Origin of the sequence: Paraburkholderia sp. NPDC080076, assembly GCF_050281145.1 — a bacterium.
Classification (GTDB): domain Bacteria; phylum Pseudomonadota; class Gammaproteobacteria; order Burkholderiales; family Burkholderiaceae; genus Paraburkholderia.
Genome location: NZ_JBNNWQ010000004.1, coordinates 841,141 through 862,596, shown reverse-complemented (window position 1 = coordinate 862,596; position 21,456 = coordinate 841,141). Strand labels below are relative to the sequence as shown.

The 21,456-nt window shown below is 63.3% G+C and carries 18 protein-coding genes; 12 read left to right on the top strand and 6 right to left on the bottom strand.

Annotation, left to right across the window (positions count from 1 at the left end; translation table 11 throughout):
* Positions 1-7 precede the first annotated feature (7 nt).
* Positions 8-3,229, top strand: a complete 3,222-nt coding sequence (locus ACQKRQ_RS20980; protein ID WP_132373280.1) for an efflux RND transporter permease subunit — start codon at positions 8-10, stop codon at positions 3,227-3,229.
* 1 nt (position 3,230) lies between these two features.
* Entirely contained in the window at positions 3,231-4,793 is a 1,563-nt protein-coding gene (locus ACQKRQ_RS20975) for an efflux transporter outer membrane subunit (RefSeq protein ID WP_427479136.1), read from the top strand.
* Between the two features lie 155 nt (positions 4,794-4,948).
* On the opposite strand, the gene ACQKRQ_RS20970 is transcribed toward ACQKRQ_RS20975, so the two are convergent.
* On the bottom strand, positions 4,949-6,358 hold the full coding sequence (locus ACQKRQ_RS20970) for a nucleobase:cation symporter-2 family protein (RefSeq protein ID WP_132373284.1): 1,410 nt from the start codon (positions 6,356-6,358) through the stop codon (positions 4,949-4,951).
* Between the two features lie 426 nt (positions 6,359-6,784).
* On the opposite strand from ACQKRQ_RS20970, the gene ACQKRQ_RS20965 reads away from it, so the two are divergent.
* From ACQKRQ_RS20965 to fghA, 3 genes are all read left to right on the top strand, one after another.
* Complete coding sequence (locus ACQKRQ_RS20965) at positions 6,785-8,215, top strand: xylulokinase (protein ID WP_427479135.1); 1,431 nt, start codon at positions 6,785-6,787, stop codon at positions 8,213-8,215.
* A gap of 226 nt (positions 8,216-8,441) precedes the next feature.
* On the top strand, positions 8,442-9,548 hold the full coding sequence (locus ACQKRQ_RS20960; protein ID WP_132373288.1) for an S-(hydroxymethyl)glutathione dehydrogenase/class III alcohol dehydrogenase: 1,107 nt from the start codon (positions 8,442-8,444) through the stop codon (positions 9,546-9,548).
* 15 nt (positions 9,549-9,563) lie between these two features.
* A complete protein-coding gene (gene fghA, locus ACQKRQ_RS20955) occupies positions 9,564-10,415 on the top strand; it encodes an S-formylglutathione hydrolase (RefSeq protein WP_427479133.1) in 852 nt (283 codons plus the stop codon).
* Between the two features lie 59 nt (positions 10,416-10,474).
* Here the strand turns inward: fghA and ACQKRQ_RS20950 are convergent, their stop codons facing one another.
* From ACQKRQ_RS20950 to ACQKRQ_RS20935, 4 genes are all read right to left on the bottom strand, one after another.
* Positions 10,475-11,257 (bottom strand): metal ABC transporter permease, encoded by a 783-nt coding sequence (locus ACQKRQ_RS20950; protein ID WP_132373292.1) that lies wholly within the window; start codon positions 11,255-11,257, stop codon positions 10,475-10,477.
* Positions 11,250-12,191, bottom strand: coding sequence for an ABC transporter ATP-binding protein (locus ACQKRQ_RS20945; protein WP_427479131.1), 942 nt, complete (start codon positions 12,189-12,191; stop codon positions 11,250-11,252). The genes ACQKRQ_RS20950 and ACQKRQ_RS20945 overlap by 8 nt, the downstream gene beginning before the upstream one ends.
* Positions 12,188-13,153, bottom strand: a complete 966-nt coding sequence (locus tag ACQKRQ_RS20940; protein WP_427479129.1) for a metal ABC transporter solute-binding protein — start codon at positions 13,151-13,153, stop codon at positions 12,188-12,190. Before ACQKRQ_RS20940 ends, ACQKRQ_RS20945 begins: the two co-directional genes overlap by 4 nt.
* A 61-nt stretch (positions 13,154-13,214) precedes the next feature.
* Entirely contained in the window at positions 13,215-13,709 is a 495-nt protein-coding gene (locus tag ACQKRQ_RS20935) for a Fur family transcriptional regulator (protein WP_427479127.1), read from the bottom strand.
* A 331-nt stretch (positions 13,710-14,040) separates the two neighbouring features.
* On the opposite strand from ACQKRQ_RS20935, the gene ACQKRQ_RS20930 reads away from it, so the two are divergent.
* The 7 genes from ACQKRQ_RS20930 to ACQKRQ_RS20900 all read left to right on the top strand — a co-directional run bounded on the left by ACQKRQ_RS20930 (position 14,041) and on the right by ACQKRQ_RS20900 (position 20,470).
* Positions 14,041-14,823: an L-iditol 2-dehydrogenase gene (locus ACQKRQ_RS20930; protein ID WP_427479125.1), complete on the top strand. Its 783-nt coding sequence runs from the start codon at positions 14,041-14,043 to the stop codon at positions 14,821-14,823.
* 72 nt (positions 14,824-14,895) lie between these two features.
* The gene (locus ACQKRQ_RS20925) at positions 14,896-16,218 is read left to right on the top strand and encodes an ABC transporter substrate-binding protein (protein WP_132373302.1); all 1,323 of its coding nucleotides are present in this window, start codon (positions 14,896-14,898) and stop codon (positions 16,216-16,218) included.
* 164 nt (positions 16,219-16,382) lie between these two features.
* Positions 16,383-17,318, top strand: coding sequence for a carbohydrate ABC transporter permease (locus ACQKRQ_RS20920; RefSeq protein ID WP_132373304.1), 936 nt, complete (start codon positions 16,383-16,385; stop codon positions 17,316-17,318).
* Positions 17,319-17,356: 38 nt separating this feature from the next.
* Positions 17,357-18,190, top strand: a complete 834-nt coding sequence (locus tag ACQKRQ_RS20915) for a carbohydrate ABC transporter permease (RefSeq protein WP_085966707.1) — start codon at positions 17,357-17,359, stop codon at positions 18,188-18,190.
* Positions 18,187-18,900: an HAD family hydrolase gene (locus tag ACQKRQ_RS20910; protein ID WP_427479122.1), complete on the top strand. Its 714-nt coding sequence runs from the start codon at positions 18,187-18,189 to the stop codon at positions 18,898-18,900. The genes ACQKRQ_RS20915 and ACQKRQ_RS20910 overlap by 4 nt, the downstream gene beginning before the upstream one ends.
* Before the next feature lie 105 nt (positions 18,901-19,005).
* On the top strand, positions 19,006-20,115 hold the full coding sequence (locus ACQKRQ_RS20905; protein WP_132373310.1) for an ABC transporter ATP-binding protein: 1,110 nt from the start codon (positions 19,006-19,008) through the stop codon (positions 20,113-20,115).
* 58 nt (positions 20,116-20,173) lie between these two features.
* A complete protein-coding gene (locus ACQKRQ_RS20900) occupies positions 20,174-20,470 on the top strand; it encodes a DUF1330 domain-containing protein (RefSeq protein ID WP_427479119.1) in 297 nt (98 codons plus the stop codon).
* 18 nt (positions 20,471-20,488) lie between these two features.
* On the opposite strand, the gene ACQKRQ_RS20895 is transcribed toward ACQKRQ_RS20900, so the two are convergent.
* Complete coding sequence (locus ACQKRQ_RS20895; protein WP_132373314.1) at positions 20,489-21,436, bottom strand: sugar-binding transcriptional regulator; 948 nt, start codon at positions 21,434-21,436, stop codon at positions 20,489-20,491.
* Positions 21,437-21,456: the final 20 nt, after the last annotated feature.

The window sequence follows — 21,456 nt, the reverse complement described above, 5'->3', positions numbered from 1 at the left end:
CCGCCACATGGCAAAGTTCTTCATTGATCGCCCGATTTTTGCATGGGTGATCGCCATTATTCTGATGCTCGCGGGTATCGCGTCGGTCTTCACGTTGCCGATCGCGCAATACCCGACCATCGCGCCGCCGGCCGTGCAGATCAGCGCAACGTACCCGGGCGCATCGGCGAAGACGGTGGAAAACACCGTCACGCAGGTGATCGAGCAGCAGATGAGTGGTCTCGACCACTTGCTGTATCTGTCGTCCACCTCGGACGACTCGGGTACGGCAACCATCACGCTGACGTTCGCCGCCGGCACCAATCCTGACATCGCGCAGGTGCAGGTGCAGAACAAGCTGCAGCTCGCCACGCCGCTGTTGCCGCAAGCCGTGCAACAGTTGGGCACCAAGGTCACGAAGTCGAGCAGCAGCTTCCTGCTGGTCATGGCGTTCGTGTCCGAAGACGGCAGCATGAGCAAGTACGACCTGGCGAACTACGTCGCGTCGAACATTCAGGATCCGGTCAGCCGTATCGACGGCGTGGGCACGGTGACGCTGTTCGGTTCGCAGTACGCCATGCGGGTCTGGCTGGACGCGAACAAGCTGACCAACTTCGGTTTGACGCCGGTGGATGTGGAAGCCGCGCTGACGGCGCAGAACGTGCAGGTCGCGGGCGGTTCGCTCGGCGGCACGCCGTCGGTGCCGGGCCAGGTGCTGCAGGCCACCATCACGGAAGCCACGCTGCTCAACACGCCTGAACAGTTCGGCAACGTGCTGCTGAAGGTGAACCCGGACGGCTCGCAAGTCCGCATCAAGGACGTGGCGCGCATCGAGCTGGGTGGCGAAAACTACAACTTCGACACCAAGTACAACGGTCAGCCGACGGCAGGCTTCGGTATTCAGCTCGCTACCGGCGCGAACGCGCTGGCCACCGCCAAGGCGGTGCGCGCGAAGGTCGCCGAACTGTCGAAGTACTTCCCGCACGGTCTGGTGGTGCAGTATCCGTACGACACCACGCCGTTCGTGCGCCTGTCGATCGAAGAAGTGGTCAAGACGCTGCTCGAAGGTATCGTGCTGGTGTTCCTGGTCATGTACCTGTTCCTGCAGAACCTGCGCGCCACGCTGATCCCGACGATCGCCGTGCCGGTGGTGCTGCTGGGCACGTTCGCGATCATGGGTCTGGTGGGCTTCTCGATCAATACGCTGTCCATGTTCGGGCTGGTGCTCGCCATCGGCTTGCTGGTGGACGATGCGATCGTGGTGGTGGAAAACGTCGAGCGGGTGATGCAGGAGGAGGGCTTATCGCCTCGTGACGCAACCCGCAAGGCAATGGATCAGATTACCGGCGCGCTGGTCGGCGTGGCGCTCGTGCTGTCTGCGGTGTTCGTGCCGGTGGCGTTCTCGGGCGGCTCGGTCGGCGCAATTTACCGGCAGTTCTCGCTGACGATCGTGGCGGCGATGGTGCTGTCCGTGCTGGTCGCGTTGATTCTGACGCCGGCATTGTGCGCGACGATCCTCAAGCCGATCGAAAAGGGTCACGAGGAAAAAACCACCGGCTTCTTCGGCTGGTTCAACCGCACCTTCAACAAGAGCCGCGACAAGTATCACTCGGGCGTGCACCACGTGATCAAGCGCTCGGGCCGTTGGCTGATCATCTATATGGTGGTGATCTTCGCGGTCGGCCTGCTGTTCGTGAAGTTGCCGAAGTCGTTCCTGCCTGACGAAGACCAGGGCACGATGTTCGTGCTGGTGCAAACGCCGTCGGGCTCGACGCAGGAAACCACGGCGCGCGCGCTCAAGGACGTGTCCGACTACCTGCTCAATACCGAGAAGAGCATCGTCGAATCGACCTTCACGGTGAACGGCTTCAGCTTCGCCGGTCGCGGTCAGAACGCGGGTCTCGTCTTCGTGCGGATGAAGGATTACTCGCAACGCCAGCACTCGGATCAGAAGGTGCAGGCGCTGGTGGGCCGTCTCTTCATGCACTTCGGCAGCTACAAGAACGCGCTGGTGTATCCGGTGAATCCGCCTTCGATTCCTGAACTCGGTACGGCCGCGGGCTTCGACTTCGAATTGCAGGATCGCGCGGGCGTCGGTCACGAAAAGCTGATGGAAGCACGCAACATGTTGCTGGGCATGGCGGCGAAAGATCCGACGCTGGCTCAGGTGCGTCCGAACGGCCTGAACGACACGCCGCAGTTCAAGGTGGACATCGACCACGAGAAGGCTTCGGCGCTCGGTGTGTCGCTGGCCGCGATCGACCAGACGTTCTCGATCGCGTGGGCGTCGCAGTACGTGAACAACTTCCTCGATACCGACGGCCGGATCAAGAAGGTGTATCTGCAAGGCGATGCTCCGTTCCGTATGAAGCCGGAAGACCTGAACGCGTGGTACGTGCGCAATACCGCGGGTGGCATGGTGCCGTTCTCGTCGTTCGCCAGCGGCACGTGGACCTACGGTTCGCCGAAGCTGGAACGCTACAACGGTATTTCCGCGGTGGAAATCCAGGGCGCGGCGGCACCGGGCAAGTCGACCGGTCAGGCCATGACCGCCATGGAAGCACTCGTGGCGAAGCTGCCGGCGGGTGTCGGCTACGAATGGACGGGCCTGTCGTTGCAGGAACGCCAGTCCGGTTCGCAGGCGCCGATTCTGTACGGCATCTCGATCCTGGTCGTGTTCCTGTGTCTCGCGGCGCTGTATGAAAGCTGGTCGATCCCGTTCTCGGTGATCATGGTGGTGCCGCTCGGCGTGATCGGCGCACTGCTGGCCGCCACGCTGCGCGGGCTCGAGAACGACGTGTTCTTCCAGGTGGGTCTCCTGACCACGGTGGGTCTGTCGGCGAAGAACGCGATTCTGATCGTGGAATTCGCCCGCGAGCTGCAGCAGGGTGAAGGCATGGGGCCGATCGAGGCCGCGCTGGAAGCAGCGCGTCTGCGGTTGCGTCCGATTCTGATGACCTCGCTCGCGTTCATTCTCGGCGTGATGCCTCTCGCGATCAGTAACGGCGCGGGTTCGGCCAGCCAGCACGCGATCGGTACCGGCGTGATCGGCGGGATGTTGACGGCGACCTTCCTCGCCATTTTCATGATCCCGATGTTCTTCGTCGTGATCCGCGCGAAATTCGGCGGTGAGAAGGAAGACCCGGATGAGGCGCTCGCACACTACAACCAGCATCATCCGCATGATCCGCAAAGCGGCGGTTCGGCTGGCGGGTCGGCTGATGAAGGCTCGGGCAAGGACGGACATTGAGATGCAAAAACACTCTCTGATTGCAGTGGCGGTCGCGCTGTTCGCCGCGGGTTGCACGATGGCGCCGAAGTACGAGCGCCCCCCCGTGCCCACGACGAGCGCCTTCCCGACCGGCGGCGTGTACGACACGCAGCCGGGCGCGACCCAGCCGGACGCGACCTCGGCGGGCAACCAACAGCCCGGTGCGACAAATGCTGCGCGCAGCGCCAACGGCCAGGCCGCGGCGGATATCGGTTGGCGCGATTTCTTCGTCGATCCGCGCATGCAGCGGCTGATCGAGATCGCGCTGAAGAACAACCGCGATCTGCGCGTGTCGGTGCTGAACATGCAGGCGTCGGCGGCGCAGTTCCGGATCGTTCGCGCCGGTCTGCTGCCCACGCTCGACGCCGCGGCTTCGCAAAGCAAATCGCGTACGCCGAAAGACCTGTCGTTCTTCGACCAGACGATTTCCAACTCGTACTCGGTCGGTCTGAACGCGTCGTGGGAAATCGACTTCTTCGGGCGGATTCAGAGCCTGAAGGACCAGGCGTTGGCGCAGTACCTGGCCACGGCTCAGGCGCGCAAGGCGGCAGAAATCTCGCTGGTCTCGCAGGTGGCGAACCAGTACATGACGGTGCTCGAACTCGACGATCTGTTGAAGGTCACGCAGAACACGCTGAAGACCTCGCAGGAATCGTATCGAATCGCCAAGCTGCAGTTCGACAACGGTACGGGTTCGGAACTGGATCTGCGTCAGTCGCAAACGGTGGTCGAGCAGGCTTTGGCCAACCTGCAGCAGCAACAACGTCTGCGGGCTCAGGCGGATAACGCGCTCGTGCTGCTGATTGGCGAGCCGCTGCCGGACGATTTGCCGCCGGGCATGCCGCTGGACAACCAGAATCTCCTCACGGATATTCCGGCGGGTCTGCCGTCCGATCTGTTGACGCGTCGTCCGGACATCATGGAGGCCGAAGAGAATCTGCTGGCCGCCAACGCGAACATCGGCGCAGCGCGCGCGGCGTTTTTCCCGAAGGTCTCGCTGACCGGCAGCTTCGGTACGCTGAGCCCGTCGCTCGGCGGTCTGTTCAAGCCGGGTTCGGCGGCGTGGAGCTTCGCGCCGTCGATCACGTTGCCGATCTTCGAGGGCGGACAGAATCTCGCCAACCTCGATCTCGCCAACATCCAGAAGAAAGTCCAGATCGCCACGTATGAAAAGGCGATCCAGTCGGCCTTCCGCGATGTGGCAGACGGATTGGCGGCACGCGGTACGTACGATCAGCAGATCCAGGCGCTGGAGCGCAATACGTTTGCGGAACAGCGCCGGCTGGATCTGTCGAATCTGCGTTACACGAACGGCGTCGACAGTTATCTGGCGGTGCTGATCGCGCAGACCGATCTGTATCAGGCGCAGCAGCTGCTGGTGGTTGCGCGCATGGAACGTCTGCAGAACCTCGTGACGTTGTATCAGGCACTCGGCGGCGGCTGGATCGAACGCAACGGCGAGCAGCCGCGTCCGGCCGACGCACCGGTCGACTACGGTGCGGCGAGCGCGCCGGTGGCGGCTTCGGCGGCCACGGCGAGTTAAGACGTGTTGTAGCTTCGGGCGCGTAGGGCGGGTCTCAGTTTCAGGAAAGCCGCCCTACGCAGCCGGTAATAAAAAACGCCACGGCATGCCGTGGCGTTTTTTTATGCAGCGACGCTCGCGCGATATCACTCGCGCGGCGCCTCATTGCGTGCCGCTCAGTGCACGTCGGCGGCGCGCAGCATGTCGTCGCCTCGCGGTTCGTTGCCGCCGCGTCCGTCGAAATCATGCCCGGCGCTGCGAATTTCGCACTGTGCCTTCTTCTCGCTCTTCACGCCGTTGAAGATCAGGTTCAACACGACCGCCGACACCGAAGCCAGCAGAATCCCGCTGTGCAGCAGCGGCGAGAGCGCCGGCGGCAGCTTCGAGAAGAAGTGCGGCGACACCACCGGCACGAGACCCAGGCCGATACTGACCGCGACGATGAACAGGTTGTGGTGGTTCTTCACGAAGTCGACCTTCGACAGCACCTTGATGCCGTTCGCCGCGACCATGCCGAACATCACGATGCCCGCGCCGCCGAGCACGAAGGCCGGCACCGACGCGACCACTTGCGCCATCTTCGGGAACAGGCCCAGCAGCACCAGGATCACGCCGCCCATGGCGCAGACGAAGCGGCTCTTCACGCCGGTCACGCCGATCAGGCCGACGTTCTGCGAGAACGAGGTATGCGGGAACGAGTTGAAGATGCCGCCGATCAACGTGCCCAGGCCGTCGACGCGCAGACCGCGCACCAGCGTCTTCTGATCCACCGGACGGTCCACCATGTCGCCGACCGCGAGGAACATGCCGGTCGATTCGATGAAGGTGACGAACATCACGGTGACCATCGTCGCGATCGACAGCGGATCGAAGTGCGGCAGGCCGAAGTGGAACGGCATGACGAAGCCGACCCACGGCGCGTGCGTGACGCCTTCCATGTTGACGCGGCCGAGCGCCAGCGCAATCACGAAGCCCGCGACAATGCCGAGCAGCACCGAGATATTGGCGAGGAAGCCCTTGGCGAACTTGTTGATCAGCAGAATCAGCATCAGCACGATCAGCGAGAGGCCGAGATAGACCGGGTTGCCGTAATCGGGATTGCCCACGCCGCCGGCCGCCCAGTTGATGCCGACTTCCATCAGCGACAAACCGATCACCGAGATCACCACGCCGATCACGACCGGCGGGAAGAAGCGCAGCAATTTGCCGACCGCCGGCGCGAGCAGGATGCCGACGACACCGGCCGCGATCGTCGAGCCGAAGATGTCGAGAATGCCGAGCGAGGGATTGGTGCCGATCGCGACCATCGGACCGACGGCCGCGAACGTGCAGCCCATGATGACCGGCAGACGGATGCCGAAAATCCACAGCCCGAGCGTCTGAATCAACGTGGCGATGCCGCACGAGAACAGATCGGCGCTGATCAGGAACGCGATCTGGTCTTTCGGCAACTTGAGTGCCGCGCCGATGATCAGCGGCACCGCGACTGCACCGGCATACATCACCAGAACGTGCTGAATGCCGAGCGTGAGCAACTGGCCCGCGGGCAGTCGTTCGTCGCACGGGTGAACCGTGTTCGATTGCATATCGTCTGTCTCCACCATCTGAGTTTTTGGGATGGCTCCAAGGTATCGGGGACTAAAAAGCACAACAAGACCACTGGGGCCTATTCCGGCATTCCCGGTGACGATATGCGTGGGGGCCGTTTGAAAGCCAAAAGAAATGTACGGACCTCGTCCATCGGCGGTCAGCCCCTTGCAGTGGCGATGCGAGGCCGCGCGTCGCTCGAGCCCGGCTTGACGCGATATGTGTGAGAATCAATGAGGTGTATCTCGCTCACCGCATAGTGCTGTTTTGATGCGGCTCGCGGCGCGGGCGGGTTAACCCGCGATTTGGGATTTTCGGCGTGCGTTTGCGTGCGTTTCCCAAGCGCTGCGCCCACGCGGAAAAATACGCTTTTCGGGCAGCTTTCGCGTGCTCATATCCATCCTCAATTTGACGCTCTATCGCCCATGAGTTTTCTCGGCATCGACCTCGGCACCGGTTCCCTCAAAGTAGCAATCGTCGACGAGAACGGTCGCGAGCAGGCGGTGGCGAGCGTCGCTTATCCAATCGAAACGCCGCACGCGGGTTGGGCGGAAACCTCGGTGCAAACATGGTGGCGCGCGCTATGTGAAGCCGCCGCGCGTTTACCTGATGGATTGCGACGCGATGTGCTCGCCATCGGCTTTTCCGGACAGATGCACGGCGTCGTGCTGATCGACGCAGCGGGCGAGGCCGTGCGGCCCGCCATGCTATGGCCCGACACGCGCGCGCTGGCCTTGCTCGATGCGTGGCCCGAGCCGCAACCGAATCCGGTTGCGCCCGGCATGGCCGGTCCGCTGCTGCGCTGGATCGTGCTGCACGAACCGCAGTCCGCGAGCCGCACGCGTTGGGCGCTGCAACCGAAAGACTGGCTGCGCGTCGCGTTGGGCGGCGCGGTGGCTACCGATCCGTCCGACGCCTGCGCGACCGCGCTTGCCGATCCAGCCGGCGTGTGGGACGTGGGGCTGCTCGACCGACTCGAGATTCCGCGTGAGTGGTTCGCGCCGTTGGCGCCATCTTATGCTGCGGGTGGCGTGTTGTCGGAGAGTGCGGCGCAGGCGCTGGGTTTGCGTGCCGGCATCGTGCTCGCGACCGGCGCGGCCGACACGCCTTGCGCCGCACTTGGCAGTGGATTGGCGCACGACGGCGACGCGTTGCTTACCACCGGCACTGGCGGACAGATCGTCGTGCTGGCCGAGCACGCGCCCGCGACGGTCAAGGGCTTGCATCGTTATCGCGCGGCAAGCGATCACTGGTATCGGATGGCGGCGATGCAGAACGTCGGCATCGCGCTCGAACGCGCGCGCGGGTGGCTGTCGTATGAATGGACCGATGCGTATCGTGATGCGTTCGCCGATACGACGACTGCATCCGGCCTCACGTTCTTGCCTTACCTCACAGGCGAACGCACGCCCTGGCTCAACCCGATGGCGCGCGGCGGCTGGCTCGGGCTCGCCCTCGATCACACGCGCGGCACGATGATGCGCGCCGCGTTCGAAGGCGTGGCGTTCTCGCTGCGCGCCGGGCTCGACGCGATTCGCGCGAGCGGCGCGACGGTGACGGCGTTGCAGCTCGCGGGAGGCGGTTCCGTCGACGCACGTTGGCGCCAGTTGCTCGCCGATGCACTGGATGTCGAACTGCACGCTGTGGATTGTCCGAACGCGGCGCCGCGTGGCGCGGCCATCCTGGGCGGCCTCGCGAGCGGGCACTGGCACGCGCGCGATCTCGCCGCGCTCGCGCCGGGTGCGACGCGTGTCGCGGGTCCGCAAGGCGACGCGGCGCTCGCCGAGCGCTATGCGCGCTTTCTCGATCTCTACGCACGAGTCGAAACATGGTTCACGGACAGGCCGTCGCGATGAGCGAAAGTCATGTCAGGTTCAGACAATGCCGTGACGCACTTTGCAATACCATGACGTTTCTCGCGCGCTAAGGTATAGCCCGGCGCACTGCGCCGACTGGCCGCGACCACGTGCGCCCTTCGTGTGGCGCACAAATGAACCGCAGCACCGAATCGCAACACATGCGCGCCGCAACGCAGTCCGCCGCGGCGCGCCTAGCCTTGACAGACTCACAGGAGCATTCACGATGAAGACCAAAGCAGCAATCGCATGGAAAGCCGGCGCGCCGTTGACGATCGAGGAAGTCGATCTGGAAGGGCCGCGCGCCGGTGAAGTCCTGATCGAAGTGAAGGCCACGGGCATCTGCCACACCGATTACTACACGCTCTCCGGCGCGGACCCGGAAGGCATCTTCCCGGCGATTCTCGGCCACGAAGGCGCGGGCGTCATTGTCGATACTGGTCCCGGCGTCGGCACGCTGAAGAAGGGCGATCACGTCATTCCGCTCTACACGCCCGAATGCCGTCAGTGCAAGTTCTGTCTGTCGCGCAAGACCAATCTCTGTCAGGCGATTCGTTCGACGCAAGGTAAGGGTTTGATGCCGGACTCGACCTCACGCTTCTCGCTGGATGGCAAGCCGCTGTTTCACTACATGGGCACGTCCACGTTTTCGAACTACATCGTCGTGCCGGAAATCGCGGTCGCGAAAGTGCGTGAAGACGCGCCGTTCGACAAGATCTGCTACATCGGTTGCGGTGTGACGACAGGTGTCGGTGCTGTCGTGTATTCGGCGAAGGTCGAGGCGGGCGCGAACGTGGTGGTGTTCGGTCTCGGCGGCATCGGGTTGAATGTGATCCAGGGCGCGAAGATGGTCGGCGCGGACAAGATCATCGGCGTCGACATCAATCCGGGCCGCGTCGAACTCGCGAAGAAGTTCGGCATGACGCACTTCATCAACCCGAATGAAGTCGAGAACGTGGTCGATCACATCGTGCAACTCACCGATGGTGGGGCCGACTATTCGTTCGAATGCATCGGCAACACCAAGGTGATGCGTCAGGCGCTCGAGTGCACGCACAAGGGCTGGGGCCAGTCGTTCATCATCGGCGTGGCGGCGGCGGGCGAGGAGATCAGCACGCGTCCGTTCCAGCTGGTGACGGGCCGCGAGTGGAAAGGCTCGGCGTTCGGCGGCGCACGCGGCCGCACCGACGTGCCGAAGATCGTCGACTGGTACATGGAAGGCAAGATCAATATCGACGATCTGATCACGCACCGTTTGCCGCTCGAACGCATCAACGAGGGCTTCGATCTGATGAAGAAGGGCGAGTCGATCCGCTCGGTCGTGCTGTACTAAACGGGGAGCTTCGCCATGCTTGAACTCTTATCGTCGCATGCCTGTCATGGCGGCGAGCAGCGCATCTATCGGCACGACTCGCAGACCATCGGTCTGCCGATGCGCTTCTCCATCTATCTGCCGCCGCAGGCCTTGCAAGCCAACGCGAACGTACCCGCGCTGTTCTATCTCGCGGGACTCACGAGTACAGAAGAGACCTTCCCGGTCAAAGCCGGAGCGCAGCGCTTCGCGGCGCAGCACGGCATCGCGCTGATCGCGCCGGATACCAGTCCGCGCGGTGCGGGTGTGCCGGGCGAAAGCGCGGCGTGGGACTTCGGCGTGGGCGCGGGCTTTTACGTCGACGCCACGCAGCAGCCGTGGGCGCAGCACTACCGGATGTACTCGTACGTGCGGGACGAGCTGCGCGAAACGGTGCTTGCGAATCTGCCGGTGGACGGCGCGCGTCTGGGCATCTTCGGGCATTCGATGGGCGGTCACGGCGCGTTGATGCTGGCGCTGCGCAATCCGGAGATTTATCGGTCGGTGTCGGCGTTCGCGCCGATTGCCGCGCCTTCACTGTGCCCGTGGGGCGTGAAGGCGTTCACCGGCTATCTGGGCGAAGACCGGGAAGCGTGGAAGCAGTACGACGCGAGCGAACTGGTCGCGCATGCGTCGCGCAAGTTTTCGGCGGGGATTCTGGTCGATCAGGGGCTCGCGGATCAGTTCCTTGCCGAGCAACTGAATCCGGACGTGTTCGAAGCCGCTTGCCAGGCCGCGGGTCAGCCGCTGACGTTGCGCCGTCACGCGGGTTATGACCACGGGTATTACTTCATCTCGACGTTCATCGAGGATCATCTCGCGCATCACGCGAAGGTGCTGCTCGGCTGAAGTCTCTCAGAACGACGATGGTGGTGTGCAGATGCGACGCCGCCATCGTCCCTGGAGATTCAATGCCGTCTCAACAAACTCGCGCCGTACACCACCGCCGAGAGTACGGTGATCCAGAAGCTCGTCGGCCAATCGGTGTAGAACGCGAGCGTCAAACCGAGCCACGCCTGCAGCAACGCAAACACAGCGGCCAGCACGAGGCCCGCTGATAACCGCGTCGTCATGTTTTGCGCGGCGGCAGCCGGGCCGACCATCAGCGTGAACACCAGCAGCACGCCGACGATCTGCGTACACGCCGCCACGGCCAGCGCGGCAATCGCGAGAAACAGCACGGACACGAGGCGCAACGACACGCCCTTGGCTTCGGCCAGTTCCGGCTGCAACGAAGCGAACAGCAACGGCCGCATGATCGCCGCGAGCGCCAGCAAACTCACGACGCCGAGACCCGCCAGCACGCCGAGCGTCGACGCATTCACGCCGAGCACGTTGCCGAACAGCAGCGCGGTGACCTGGGTCGCGTACGCGGTGAAGAAGTGCAGGAACAACAAGCCGAAGCCGAGCGACAGCGAGAGGATCACGCCGATCGCCACATCGCGTCCGGCAAGACGTTCGCCGAGCGCGCCCATGCCGACGCCCGCCGCGAGCGTGAAGCCGATCATCCCCCAGATCGGCGAGATGCCGATCAGCACCGCGCCGGTCGCGCCGGTGAAGCCGACGTGCGAGAGCGCGTGGCCCGCGAAGGTCTGTCCGCGCATCACCAGAAAATAGCCCACCACGCCTGCCAGCACCGCGACGATCCCCGACGCCGCGAATGCGTTCACCATGAAATCGTATTCAAACATCGTGCGTGTGTCCGTCGTGCGAGTCGTGCTGATGTGAGTGGCCGTGCGAGTGGCCATGCGAATGCGAATGCGAGTGGCTGTGGCCGCCGCTCTCGTCGTGTTCGTGCTCGTGATCGTGCTTTTCCACTTCGACGTCGCCCGACATCACGAAGATGCGGCCGTTCACACGCATCACGTCGATCGGCGAGCCGTAGAGGCGCGACAGTACCGGCCGGGTGATCACTTCGTCGACGGTGCCGAGCGCCGCCACGCCGCTGCCGAGATACAGCACGCGATCGAGCGCGTGCAGCAGCGGGTTCAGTTCATGCGCCGAAAACAGCACGGCGATGCCGAGTTCCTGCTGCACGCGCCGCACCAGTTCGACCACGCTCTTCTGATGATGCGGGTCGAGGCTGATCAGCGGCTCGTCGAGCAACAGCAGCTTCGGGTTGCCGAGCAGGCATTGCGCGAGCAGGAGCCGCTGACGCTCGCCGCCCGACAGTTCCGACAACGGCCGCTCGGCCAGCTTGCGGCCGCCCACCAGATCCAGCACGCGCTCGACATCGGCGCGAGTGGCGGCGTCCGCATGCGGCAAACCCCAGCGATGGCCGTCGGCGGCCATCGCGACGAAATCGCGGCCACGCACGCGACGTCCGGCGAGCGCACTGCGCGTCTGCGGCATATAGCCAATCGACGCGTTGCCGCGCTCGACCGGTTGTCCCAGGACGCGGATCGCGCCCTGAGCGGCGGGCACGAGACCGAGCACGGCGCGCATCAGCGTCGTCTTGCCCGCGCCGTTCGGCCCGAGCACGCCGATGAATTCGCCCTGGTTCACCACGAAGCCGGTGTCGCGCAGAATCGTGCGGTCGCCGAGTTCGAGCGTCACCTGCTCGAGTTCGAGCACGAGCGCGGTGCTGGGGGAATGCGCAGGCGCGCTGCGGCCAGTCTCAGTCATGGGGTTTTTCCTTTCGCACCTGAAGCCGCGGCGTTCGCGCCATTCGCGTCGCCCGCGGCCAGCGCCGTGCCCAACGCGTCGAGCTGCGTCAGCATCCACGTCTGATAGGTCTTGCCGGCCGGTTCGGTCTCGGTGACGCTCATGGTCGGCACCTTCGATTGCTGCGCGAGCTTCAACATGCGTTTGGTCAGGGCCTCGGTTGCCTGGCTGTTATAGATCAGAACACGGACGCGCTTCTCGCGCAGATCGCGTTCGAATGCGGCGATATCGGCCGCGCTGGCTTCGGTGTCGTTCATGGTGGCGAGCTGGAAGCGCAGATTGCGCATGCTCAGGCCCACCGCGTCGGACATATAGCCGAACACCGGCTCGGTCGCCGTGACCGGCACGCCCGCGTAGCGGCCATGCAACTCGGCGACCTTGGCGTCGACCGGTTTCAGCGAATCGAGAAACTTCGCGAGGTTCGCATCGTACGCCGACTTGTGCGCCGGGTCAGCCGCGACGAGCGCCTCACTCACGGCGCGCGCCACTTTCGGCATGGTCGCCGGGTCGTACCAGAGGTGCGGATTGTCGCCGCCCTTCTTGCCGGTGAGATCGGCTGCGACGATCGTGACGCGCTTCGAGCCCTTCGACGCCGCGAGCAATTTTGCCATCCACGGATCGTAGTCGGCGCCGTTGTAGACCACAAGGCTCGCATGCTGCAACGCACGCGCCGTCTTCGGACTGGCTTCGAACAGATGCGGATCCTGGTCCGGATTGCTGAGGATGCTCGTCACGTCGACGCGATCGCCGCCGAGTTGCTGCACCACGTCGCCGTAAAAATTTTCCGCCGCGACCACCGGAATTTTTGCATCCGCGGCCATCGCGACGTGGCCAAATGCGAGCACGGCGGCGCTCACGGCGAGGTACTTGGACAGCTTCAGCGCACGCTGCGCGCCGTTCAACATCGAGCCAGAATTCTTCATTGTTGTGTCCTGCTGCGTGAGAGTTGAATGAATCACAGACGTTAGGAAGGGCGCGCCGGTGCTACGCCGGTTTTGTGCCGGCGCAAGCACCCGCGGGCCGCGCCGCGCGGGCACACAGCGCGCACAGACCGCTCAGTTCGACCACCTGCCGATGCACTTCGAAGCCGTGCGCCGGCGCGCTATGCGACAACTGTTCGGCGAGGTCGTTGCCGGGAATCTCGACGGTCGCGCCGCAGCCGTCGCACATTAGAAACTGGCTGCGATGCGGCACGCCGACTTCGCAGCAGGCTACGAACGCGTTCTTCGATTCGATCCGATGCACGAAGCCATGCGCGAGCAGAAAATCCAGCGCGCGATAAACGGTCGTGGGCGGCACGCGACCACGTGCCGGCTCGAGCGCGTCAAGCAGTTCGTAAGCGCCGATTGGCCGCTCGCTGGCGACGATCGCCGCATACACCTGACGACGCAGCGGCGTGAGCGCAAGCCCGTGCAACGCGGCATGCGCTTCGGCATGCGCGAGCCGCACGGCGTGGTGTTCTGCAATCGATGTGGCCATCGGCGGATGCTCCTGACGAAACAGCAATCAAACGAAATAGCGATCAAGCGGCTTCGAAGTGAAGCGAGGTCGCAATGATATAACGTATCTCTAATTTTTGTCAGCAAGGCGAGCAGAAAGCACTTTGGCTGTATTCGATTTCTCGTATTAGTGTTGTTCTAGGCAGATGAGTGGGGCGCATGTCCTGCCGCGCTGCACCATCGAAATCTGCTCGGGCGCCTTGACATGGCCCTGTGCGTATCCGATCATTCGATCACCAACAGAGCAATTGTTCGCGCAATGAGCGTTCGCTCACCGCGCCTCAAGATGCGAAACGAACCGGAGACGAGCAGTGGCGGCACGATTGCAAGACAAGGTGGCCATTCTGACGGGCGCGGCAAGCGGAATCGGTGAAGCCGTAGCCCGCCGGTATCTGGACGAAGGCGCGCGCTGCGTGCTGGTCGATGTGAAGCCGGCGGACAGTTTCGGCGACACATTGCGCGCCGCTAACGGCGAGCGCGTGCTGACCGTGAGCGCCGACGTCACGCGCCGCGACGATATCCAGCGCATCGTGGCGAGCACGCTGGAGCGCTTCGGGCAAATCGACATTCTCTTCAACAACGCGGCGCTCTTCGACATGCGCCCAATCCTCGACGAATCCTGGGACGTGTTCGACCGTCTCTTCGCGGTCAACGTGAAGGGCATGTTCTTTCTGATGCAGGCCGTTGCGCAAAAGATGGTCGAGCAAGGCCGCGGCGGCAAGATCATCAATATGTCGTCGCAAGCCGGACGGCGCGGTGAGGCGCTCGTGTCGCACTACTGCGCGACCAAGGCGGCCGTGCTGAGCTACACGCAATCCGCGGCATTGGCACTCGCGCCGCACAAGATCAATGTGAACGGCATCGCGCCGGGTGTCGTCGATACGCCGATGTGGAACGAAGTCGACGCGCTCTTCGCCCGCTATGAAAACCGGCCGCTCGGCGAGAAGAAACGCCTCGTCGGTGAAGCGGTGCCGCTCGGCCGCATGGGCGTGCCGGACGATCTGACCGGCGCCGCCCTGTTTCTCGCGTCGGCCGACGCCGACTACATCACCGCGCAAACCCTGAACGTCGACGGCGGCAACTGGATGAGCTGAGTCCGCGCCGTTCATCGTCATTTTCGTAGAACAAACGCTGCACTACATAACGTACGAGAAAGGAGACAACACATGAAGCCAGCTCTCAAATCCACGCTAAAGGCGGTCAGTGCCGGCGCTGTCGCATGCTTTGCATTGAACGCGTCGGCGGCCACGGTGACGATCGCCACGCTGAACAATCCAGACATGATCGAGCTGAAGAAGCTCTCGCCCGAATTCGAAAAGGCGAATCCGGACATCAAGCTTAACTGGGTGATTCTCGAAGAAAACGTGCTGCGTCAGCGCGCCACCACTGACATCACGACCGGCAGCGGCCAGTTCGACGTGATGACGATCGGCGCGTACGAAACGCCGCAATGGGGCAAGCGCGGCTGGCTCACGCCGCTCACCAATCTGCCCGCCGACTACGATCTGAACGACGTCGTGAAGACGGCCCGCGACGGCCTCTCGAGCGGCGGCCAGTTGTACGCGCTGCCGTTCTATGTAGAAAGCTCGATGACGTATTACCGCAAGGATCTGTTCGCGGCCAAGGGTCTGAAGATGCCCGATCAGCCGACCTACGAACAGATCGCGCAATTCGCCGACAAGCTCACCGACAAGGCCAACGGCATTTACGGCATCTGTCTGCGCGGCAAGGCGGGCTGGGGCGAGAACATGGCCTACGGCACGACGGTGGTGAACACCTTCGGCGGCCGCTGGTTCGACGAGAAGTGGAACGCGCAGCTCACCTCGCCGGAATGGAAGAAGGCGATGACTTTCTACGTCGATCTGCTGAAGAAGGACGGCCCTCCGGGAGCGAGTTCGAACGGCTTCAACGAGAACCTCACGCTGATGTCCTCCGGCAAGTGCGGCATGTGGATCGACGCCACGGTTGCCGCTGGCATGCTCTACAACAAGCAGCAATCGCAGATCGCGGACAAGGTCGGTTTCGCCGCGGCGCCGATCGCGGTCACGCCGAAGGGTTCGCATTGGCTGTGGGCCTGGGCGCTGGCGATTCCGAAGTCGTCGAAGCAGCCTGACGCGGCGAAGAAGTTCATCACGTGGGCCACGTCGAAGCAATACATCGAACTGGTCGCGAAGGACGAAGGCTGGGCCTCGGTGCCGCCGGGAACGCGCAGGTCCACGTACGCGCGACCGGAGTACAAGCAGGCAGCTCCGTTCGGCGACTTCGTGCTGAAGGCGATCGAAACGGCGGATCCGGAGCATCCGACGCTCAAGCCGGTGCCGTACACCGGTGTGCAGTTCGTCGGGATTCCTGAGTTCCAGTCGTTCGGTACCGTGGTCGGTCAGAGCATCTCCGGCGCGATTGCCGGTCAGATGACGATCGATCAGGCGCTGGCAGCCGGCAACGCCACCGCGGATCGCGCGGTGAAGCAGGCCGGCTACCAGAAGTAAGCCACGGCAGTCATGTGGCACGCGCCGGCTGACGCCCGTCAGCCGGCCCACGCAGCACAGCGGGCCGTCCCCGCCGCGCATGCGCCGCGACATCGCAAAGTGTCGCCGCGGCGTTCATGCGGTTTCGGGCGGCGGTCCGCGCATTACCGAACAGGTGGTCAATCATGCGTCCTCTGCGCCTACCTATCATGCATGCCCATCCCCAGACAGAAAAAGAACGTGAAATCCGCAAGGCCAATTCCGCCCGCTGGCTAGTCTCGCCGTCGGTCGCGGTCCTGGTGCTGTGGATGGCGATTCCGCTCGCGATGACGATCTGGTTTTCGTTCTCGCGCTACAACCTGTTGAATCCGGATCTGAAAGGCTTCGCGGGTTTCGACAACTATAAATACCTGGCCAGCGATCCGTCGTTCGGCCCTTCGATCGGTCACACGCTCGAACTGATCATCTCGGTCCTCGTGATCACGGTGGTCGGTGGCGTGCTGATGGCGATTCTGTTCGACCGCAAGTTCTACGGCCAGGGTGTCGCGCGGCTGCTCGCCATCGCGCCGTTCTTCGTGATGCCGACCGTGAGCGCGCTGATCTGGAAGAACATGATTCTGCATCCGGTGTATGGCCTGATCGCGCAGGGCATGCGCGCCATGGGCATGACGCCGATCGACTGGTTCGCGGAATATCCGCTGACAGCCGTGATCATGATCGTCGCGTGGCAGTGGCTGCCGTTCGCTTTCCTGATTCTGTTCACGGCGATCCAGTCGCTCGATCAGGAGCAGAAGGAGGCGGCGCGCATCGACGGCGCGGGTCCGTTCTCGATGTTCTTCTACATCACGCTGCCTCACCTGAAACGGGCGATCGCGGTGGTGGTGATGATGGAGACGATTTTCCTGCTGTCGATCTTCGCCGAAATCTATACGACCACGGGCGGCGGTCCGGGCACTGCGACCACCAACCTGTCGTACCTGATCTATTCGCTGGGCCTGCAACAGTTCGACGTCGGTCTCGCGTCGGCGGGCGGCATTCTCGCTGTCGTGCTGGCCAATATCGTGTCGTTCTTCCTCGTGCGGATGCTCGCGAAGAACCTGAAAGGGGAGTACGAAAAATGAGCCAAGTTGCCTCTACCCCGGTGTCGAACTCGACTGCCATGACCGTGCCGGCGAAGTCGCCGTTCGCGGCGATTCGCCGCGGCATTCCCGGCGTGATCGCCTGGCTCGTCGCCTTGCTGCTGTTCTTTCCGATCTTCTGGATGACGATCACCGCATTCAAGACGGAGCAGCAAGCCTATGCGTCGTCGCTGTTTTTCATCCCGACGCTCGATAGCTTCCGCGAGGTGTTCGCGCGCAGCAATTACTTTTCGTTCGCGTGGAATTCGATACTGATCTCCGCGGGCGTGACGATTCTGTGCCTGATTCTCGCGGTGCCGGCTGCATATGCGATGGCGTTCTTCCCGACCCGTCGCACGCAAAAAGTATTGCTGTGGATGCTGTCGACCAAGATGATGCCGTCGGTCGGCGTGCTGGTGCCGATCTATCTGCTGTGGAAAAACAGCGGGTTGCTGGATTCGGTATCGGGTCTCGTGATCGTCTACACGCTGATCAATCTGCCGATCGCGGTGTGGATGTCGTTCACGTACTTCGCCGAAATACCACGCGACATTCTCGAGGCCGGGCGGATCGACGGCGCCGCGACGTGGCAGGAAATCGTCTATCTGCTGATGCCGATGTCGCTGCCCGGGCTCGCATCGACGGCGCTGCTGCTCGTGATCCTGTCGTGGAACGAAGCGTTCTGGAGCATCAACCTGTCGAGTTCGAACGCCGCGCCGCTGACTGTGTTCATCGCCTCGTATTCGAGTCCCGAAGGTCTGTTCTGGGCCAAGCTGTCGGCCGCTTCGCTGCTGGCGGTCGCGCCGATTCTGATCGTCGGCTGGCTGTCGCAGAAGCAACTGGTGCGCGGCCTTACCTTCGGGGCGGTCAAATGACGGCAGGCACGAGTGGAAGCACGCTCGCCGGCAATTTCGCACTGATCTGCGATTGCGACGGCGTGCTGATCGACAGCGAAGCCGTGGCGGCGCGCATGCTGGTGCTCGAACTCGAAGCGCGCTGGCCCAACACCGACGTCGAACCGGTGGTGCTGCCGCTGCTCGGCCTACGCATCGAGAAAGTGCTGCAGGGCACCGCGACGCAACTCGGCAAAAGCCTTAGCGTCGACGATATCGATGCGATCCGCAGCGCGGTGGAAGCAGCGGCGATGCAGGCGCCGACGGTCGAAGGCATCGAAGCCGCGCTGGCTCAGGTGCCGATCACCAAGGGCTGCGCGAGCAACAGTTATCGCCCGTATGTGGAAACGGTGCTGACGCGCACGGGCCTCGTGAGGTTTTTCGGCGACCGCCTGTTCTGCGCCGATGCGGTGCCGAATCCGAAGCCCGCGCCCGACGTCTATCTGGCGGCGGCCAAGGGCCTCGGACTCGCGCCCGCGGCGTGCCTCGTGGTGGAGGACAGCGTCACCGGAGTGACGGCGGCGAGCGCGGCGGGCATGACGGTGCTCGGCTTCATCGGCGGCGGTCATGCGAGCGATGCGCAGATCGACAGGCTGCATGCAGCCGGCGCGCGTCACGTATTCGACGACATGCAGCAGTTGCCGGAACTGGTCGCGCAATGGACGCTGAGCGCGACGGCGGCGGCACCGTAGGCACGGCAGCGAAAAGCGAATCAACGTAGCAGCCTGAGCGTCTCAAACAGCTCAGGCAACCGAAACATCCGACAAGCAACACATAGCATTACACGGAGACACATCATGGCAAGCGTAACTCTGCGCAACATCAGGAAGGCGTACGACGAAAACGAAGTGATGCGCGACATCAACCTCGATATCGCGGACGGCGAGTTCGTCGTGTTCGTGGGCCCGAGCGGTTGCGGTAAATCGACGCTGATGCGGATGATCGCCGGCCTCGAAGATATCAGCGGCGGCGATCTGACCATCGACGGCATGCGTGTGAACGACGTCGCACCCGCCAAGCGCGGCATCGCGATGGTGTTCCAGTCGTACGCGCTGTATCCGCACATGACCCTGTACGACAACATGGCGTTCGGCCTGAAACTTGCCGGCACCAAGAAGCCGGAAATCGATTCGGCCGTGCGCAACGCGGCGAAGATCCTGCATATCGACCATCTGCTCGATCGCAAGCCGAAGCAGTTGTCCGGCGGCCAGCGTCAGCGCGTGGCGATCGGCCGCGCGATTACGCGCAAGCCGAAGGTGTTCCTGTTCGACGAACCGCTGTCGAATCTCGACGCTGCCTTGCGGGTGAAGATGCGCCTCGAATTCGCGCGTCTGCATGACGAACTGAAGACCACGATGATCTACGTGACGCACGATCAGGTCGAGGCGATGACGCTGGCGGACAAGATCGTGGTGCTGTCGGCGGGCAATCTGGAACAGGTCGGCAGCCCGACCATGCTGTATCACGCGCCGGCCAATCGTTTCGTCGCAGGATTCATCGGTTCGCCGAAGATGAACTTCATGGAAGGCGTGGTGCAGTCGGTCACGCACGACGGCGTCACGGTGCGGTATGAAACCGGCGAGACGCAGCGCGTCGCGGTGGAACCGGCCGCGGTGAAGCAGGGCGACAAAGTGACGGTCGGCATTCGCCCCGAGCATCTGCATGTCGGCATGGCCGACGACGGCATAACGGCCCGCACGATGGCGGTCGAATCGCTCGGCGACGCGGCGTATCTGTATGCGGAATCGAGCGTCGCGCCGGACGGACTGATCGCGCGGATTCCGCCGCTCGAACGTCATACCAAAGGCGAGACGCAAAAACTCGGCGCCACGCCGGAGCATTGCCATTTGTTCGACAGCGCAGGGAAAGCATTCCAGCGTAAGATCGTCGAAGTGCTGGCCGCGTGATGATTTGGGAAAGCGGCGGGCGCGCCGCTTTCCTTTCAATCACGCTCCGGAAACGCTCATGGCTGCCTACGTCGTCATTACGCGCGAGAAAACGCTCGACCCCGCGAAGCTGGACGAATACAAACAGGTTGCGCCTGCAACCTTCGAGCGGCATCCGGTCATGATGCTGGCGAGCCACGGGCGCAAAGAAGTGGTGGAGGGTCCGCCGCTCGACGAAATCCTGATCCTCGAATTCGCCAGTTACGACGAAGCGCTCACCTGGTATCGCAGTCCGGAGTATCAGGCCGTCAGCGAGACGCGTCTGCAGGGCGGGGAATATCGGATCATCATCACCGAAGGCTTGACGGCGATGTAGCGCGGCAAGGCCGCCGGCTCACGCCTCGAGCGCGGCCCTTGCGCACGATTCGTCAGTCACGAGTCCCGACAGCCAGCCGCCTTTGAGCACCGCGATCAGCGCCTCATGCTTGCGTTGGCCGCCGGCGAAACCGATGGTCGGGCGCCGCGGCGGCGAGTCGAGCGCGATGCTCGTCACGCGCCGGCCGGTCGGCGATTCGACGTGCGCGCCGGCTGCATCGATCGGCAGGCCGAGCATTTCAGCCACCGCGCCGTTCTGCATCAACTCTTTCACTTCCGCCGACGTAATGAAGCCGTCTTCGTGCAGCGGACATTTCGGCCCGATATTACCGATGCCGACGAACGCCACGTCGGCCTGCGCCGACAGCGATTCGACGATCCGGTAAAGCCGGTGATTGCACCACTGCGCGCGTTCCGCTTCGCTATCGGCGAGCAGCGGCGCGGGCAGCAGAAAATGCTTGCCACCCGTCTTCTCCGAAATGTGCAGCGCGACGTCATAGCGGTTCGAGGAGCCGTCCTGGGCGATCGCTCCGACCATCGATACCAGCCGGTGCTGCGGACGGTCCAGTTGCGCGATCTGATCGACTGCGGCCTTCAGCGTCCGGCCGCTGCTCACCGCGACCACCATGGGTTTTTCCTCGCTGAGATAGCGCTCCATCACCTGCGCGCCGGCCACCGCCAGCTTGCGGTCGACTTCTTCGGATGTATCGCTGTCGATCGGCACCACTTCGCACATGCTGAGGCCATAGCGCTTCGACAGTTGATCGGCGAGCGCGAGGCAGTCCGCCAGTTTGTGATCGACGCGCACGCGAATCAGATTCTTTTCCACCGCGAAGGCGACCAGCCGTTGCGCGACCGGGCGCGACACCTGGAGCTTCTCGGCGATCTCGTTCTGGGTGTTGCCGGCGACGTAGTAAAGCCACGCGGCGCGGGTAGCAAGATCTAATTTTTCTGTGGACTTGGGCACGGTGACGGTTCGCTTGAAGT

Coding starts and splice junctions, on each gene's coding strand:
- ACQKRQ_RS20925 (WP_132373302.1), top strand. CDS start 14,896: ATGAAGCCAGCTCTCAAATCCACGCTAAAGGCGGTCAGTGCCGGCGCT.
- ACQKRQ_RS20900 (WP_427479119.1), top strand. CDS start 20,174: ATGGCTGCCTACGTCGTCATTACGCGCGAGAAAACGCTCGACCCCGCG.
- fghA (WP_427479133.1), top strand. CDS start 9,564: ATGCTTGAACTCTTATCGTCGCATGCCTGTCATGGCGGCGAGCAGCGC.
- ACQKRQ_RS20945 (WP_427479131.1), bottom strand. CDS start 12,191: ATGACTGAGACTGGCCGCAGCGCGCCTGCGCATTCCCCCAGCACCGCG.
- ACQKRQ_RS20940 (WP_427479129.1), bottom strand. CDS start 13,153: ATGAAGAATTCTGGCTCGATGTTGAACGGCGCGCAGCGTGCGCTGAAG.
- ACQKRQ_RS20965 (WP_427479135.1), top strand. CDS start 6,785: ATGAGTTTTCTCGGCATCGACCTCGGCACCGGTTCCCTCAAAGTAGCA.
- ACQKRQ_RS20960 (WP_132373288.1), top strand. CDS start 8,442: ATGAAGACCAAAGCAGCAATCGCATGGAAAGCCGGCGCGCCGTTGACG.
- ACQKRQ_RS20950 (WP_132373292.1), bottom strand. CDS start 11,257: ATGTTTGAATACGATTTCATGGTGAACGCATTCGCGGCGTCGGGGATC.
- ACQKRQ_RS20910 (WP_427479122.1), top strand. CDS start 18,187: ATGACGGCAGGCACGAGTGGAAGCACGCTCGCCGGCAATTTCGCACTG.
- ACQKRQ_RS20920 (WP_132373304.1), top strand. CDS start 16,383: ATGCGTCCTCTGCGCCTACCTATCATGCATGCCCATCCCCAGACAGAA.
- ACQKRQ_RS20975 (WP_427479136.1), top strand. CDS start 3,231: ATGCAAAAACACTCTCTGATTGCAGTGGCGGTCGCGCTGTTCGCCGCG.
- ACQKRQ_RS20935 (WP_427479127.1), bottom strand. CDS start 13,709: ATGGCCACATCGATTGCAGAACACCACGCCGTGCGGCTCGCGCATGCC.
- ACQKRQ_RS20915 (WP_085966707.1), top strand. CDS start 17,357: ATGACCGTGCCGGCGAAGTCGCCGTTCGCGGCGATTCGCCGCGGCATT.
- ACQKRQ_RS20970 (WP_132373284.1), bottom strand. CDS start 6,358: ATGCAATCGAACACGGTTCACCCGTGCGACGAACGACTGCCCGCGGGC.
- ACQKRQ_RS20980 (WP_132373280.1), top strand. CDS start 8: ATGGCAAAGTTCTTCATTGATCGCCCGATTTTTGCATGGGTGATCGCC.
- ACQKRQ_RS20905 (WP_132373310.1), top strand. CDS start 19,006: ATGGCAAGCGTAACTCTGCGCAACATCAGGAAGGCGTACGACGAAAAC.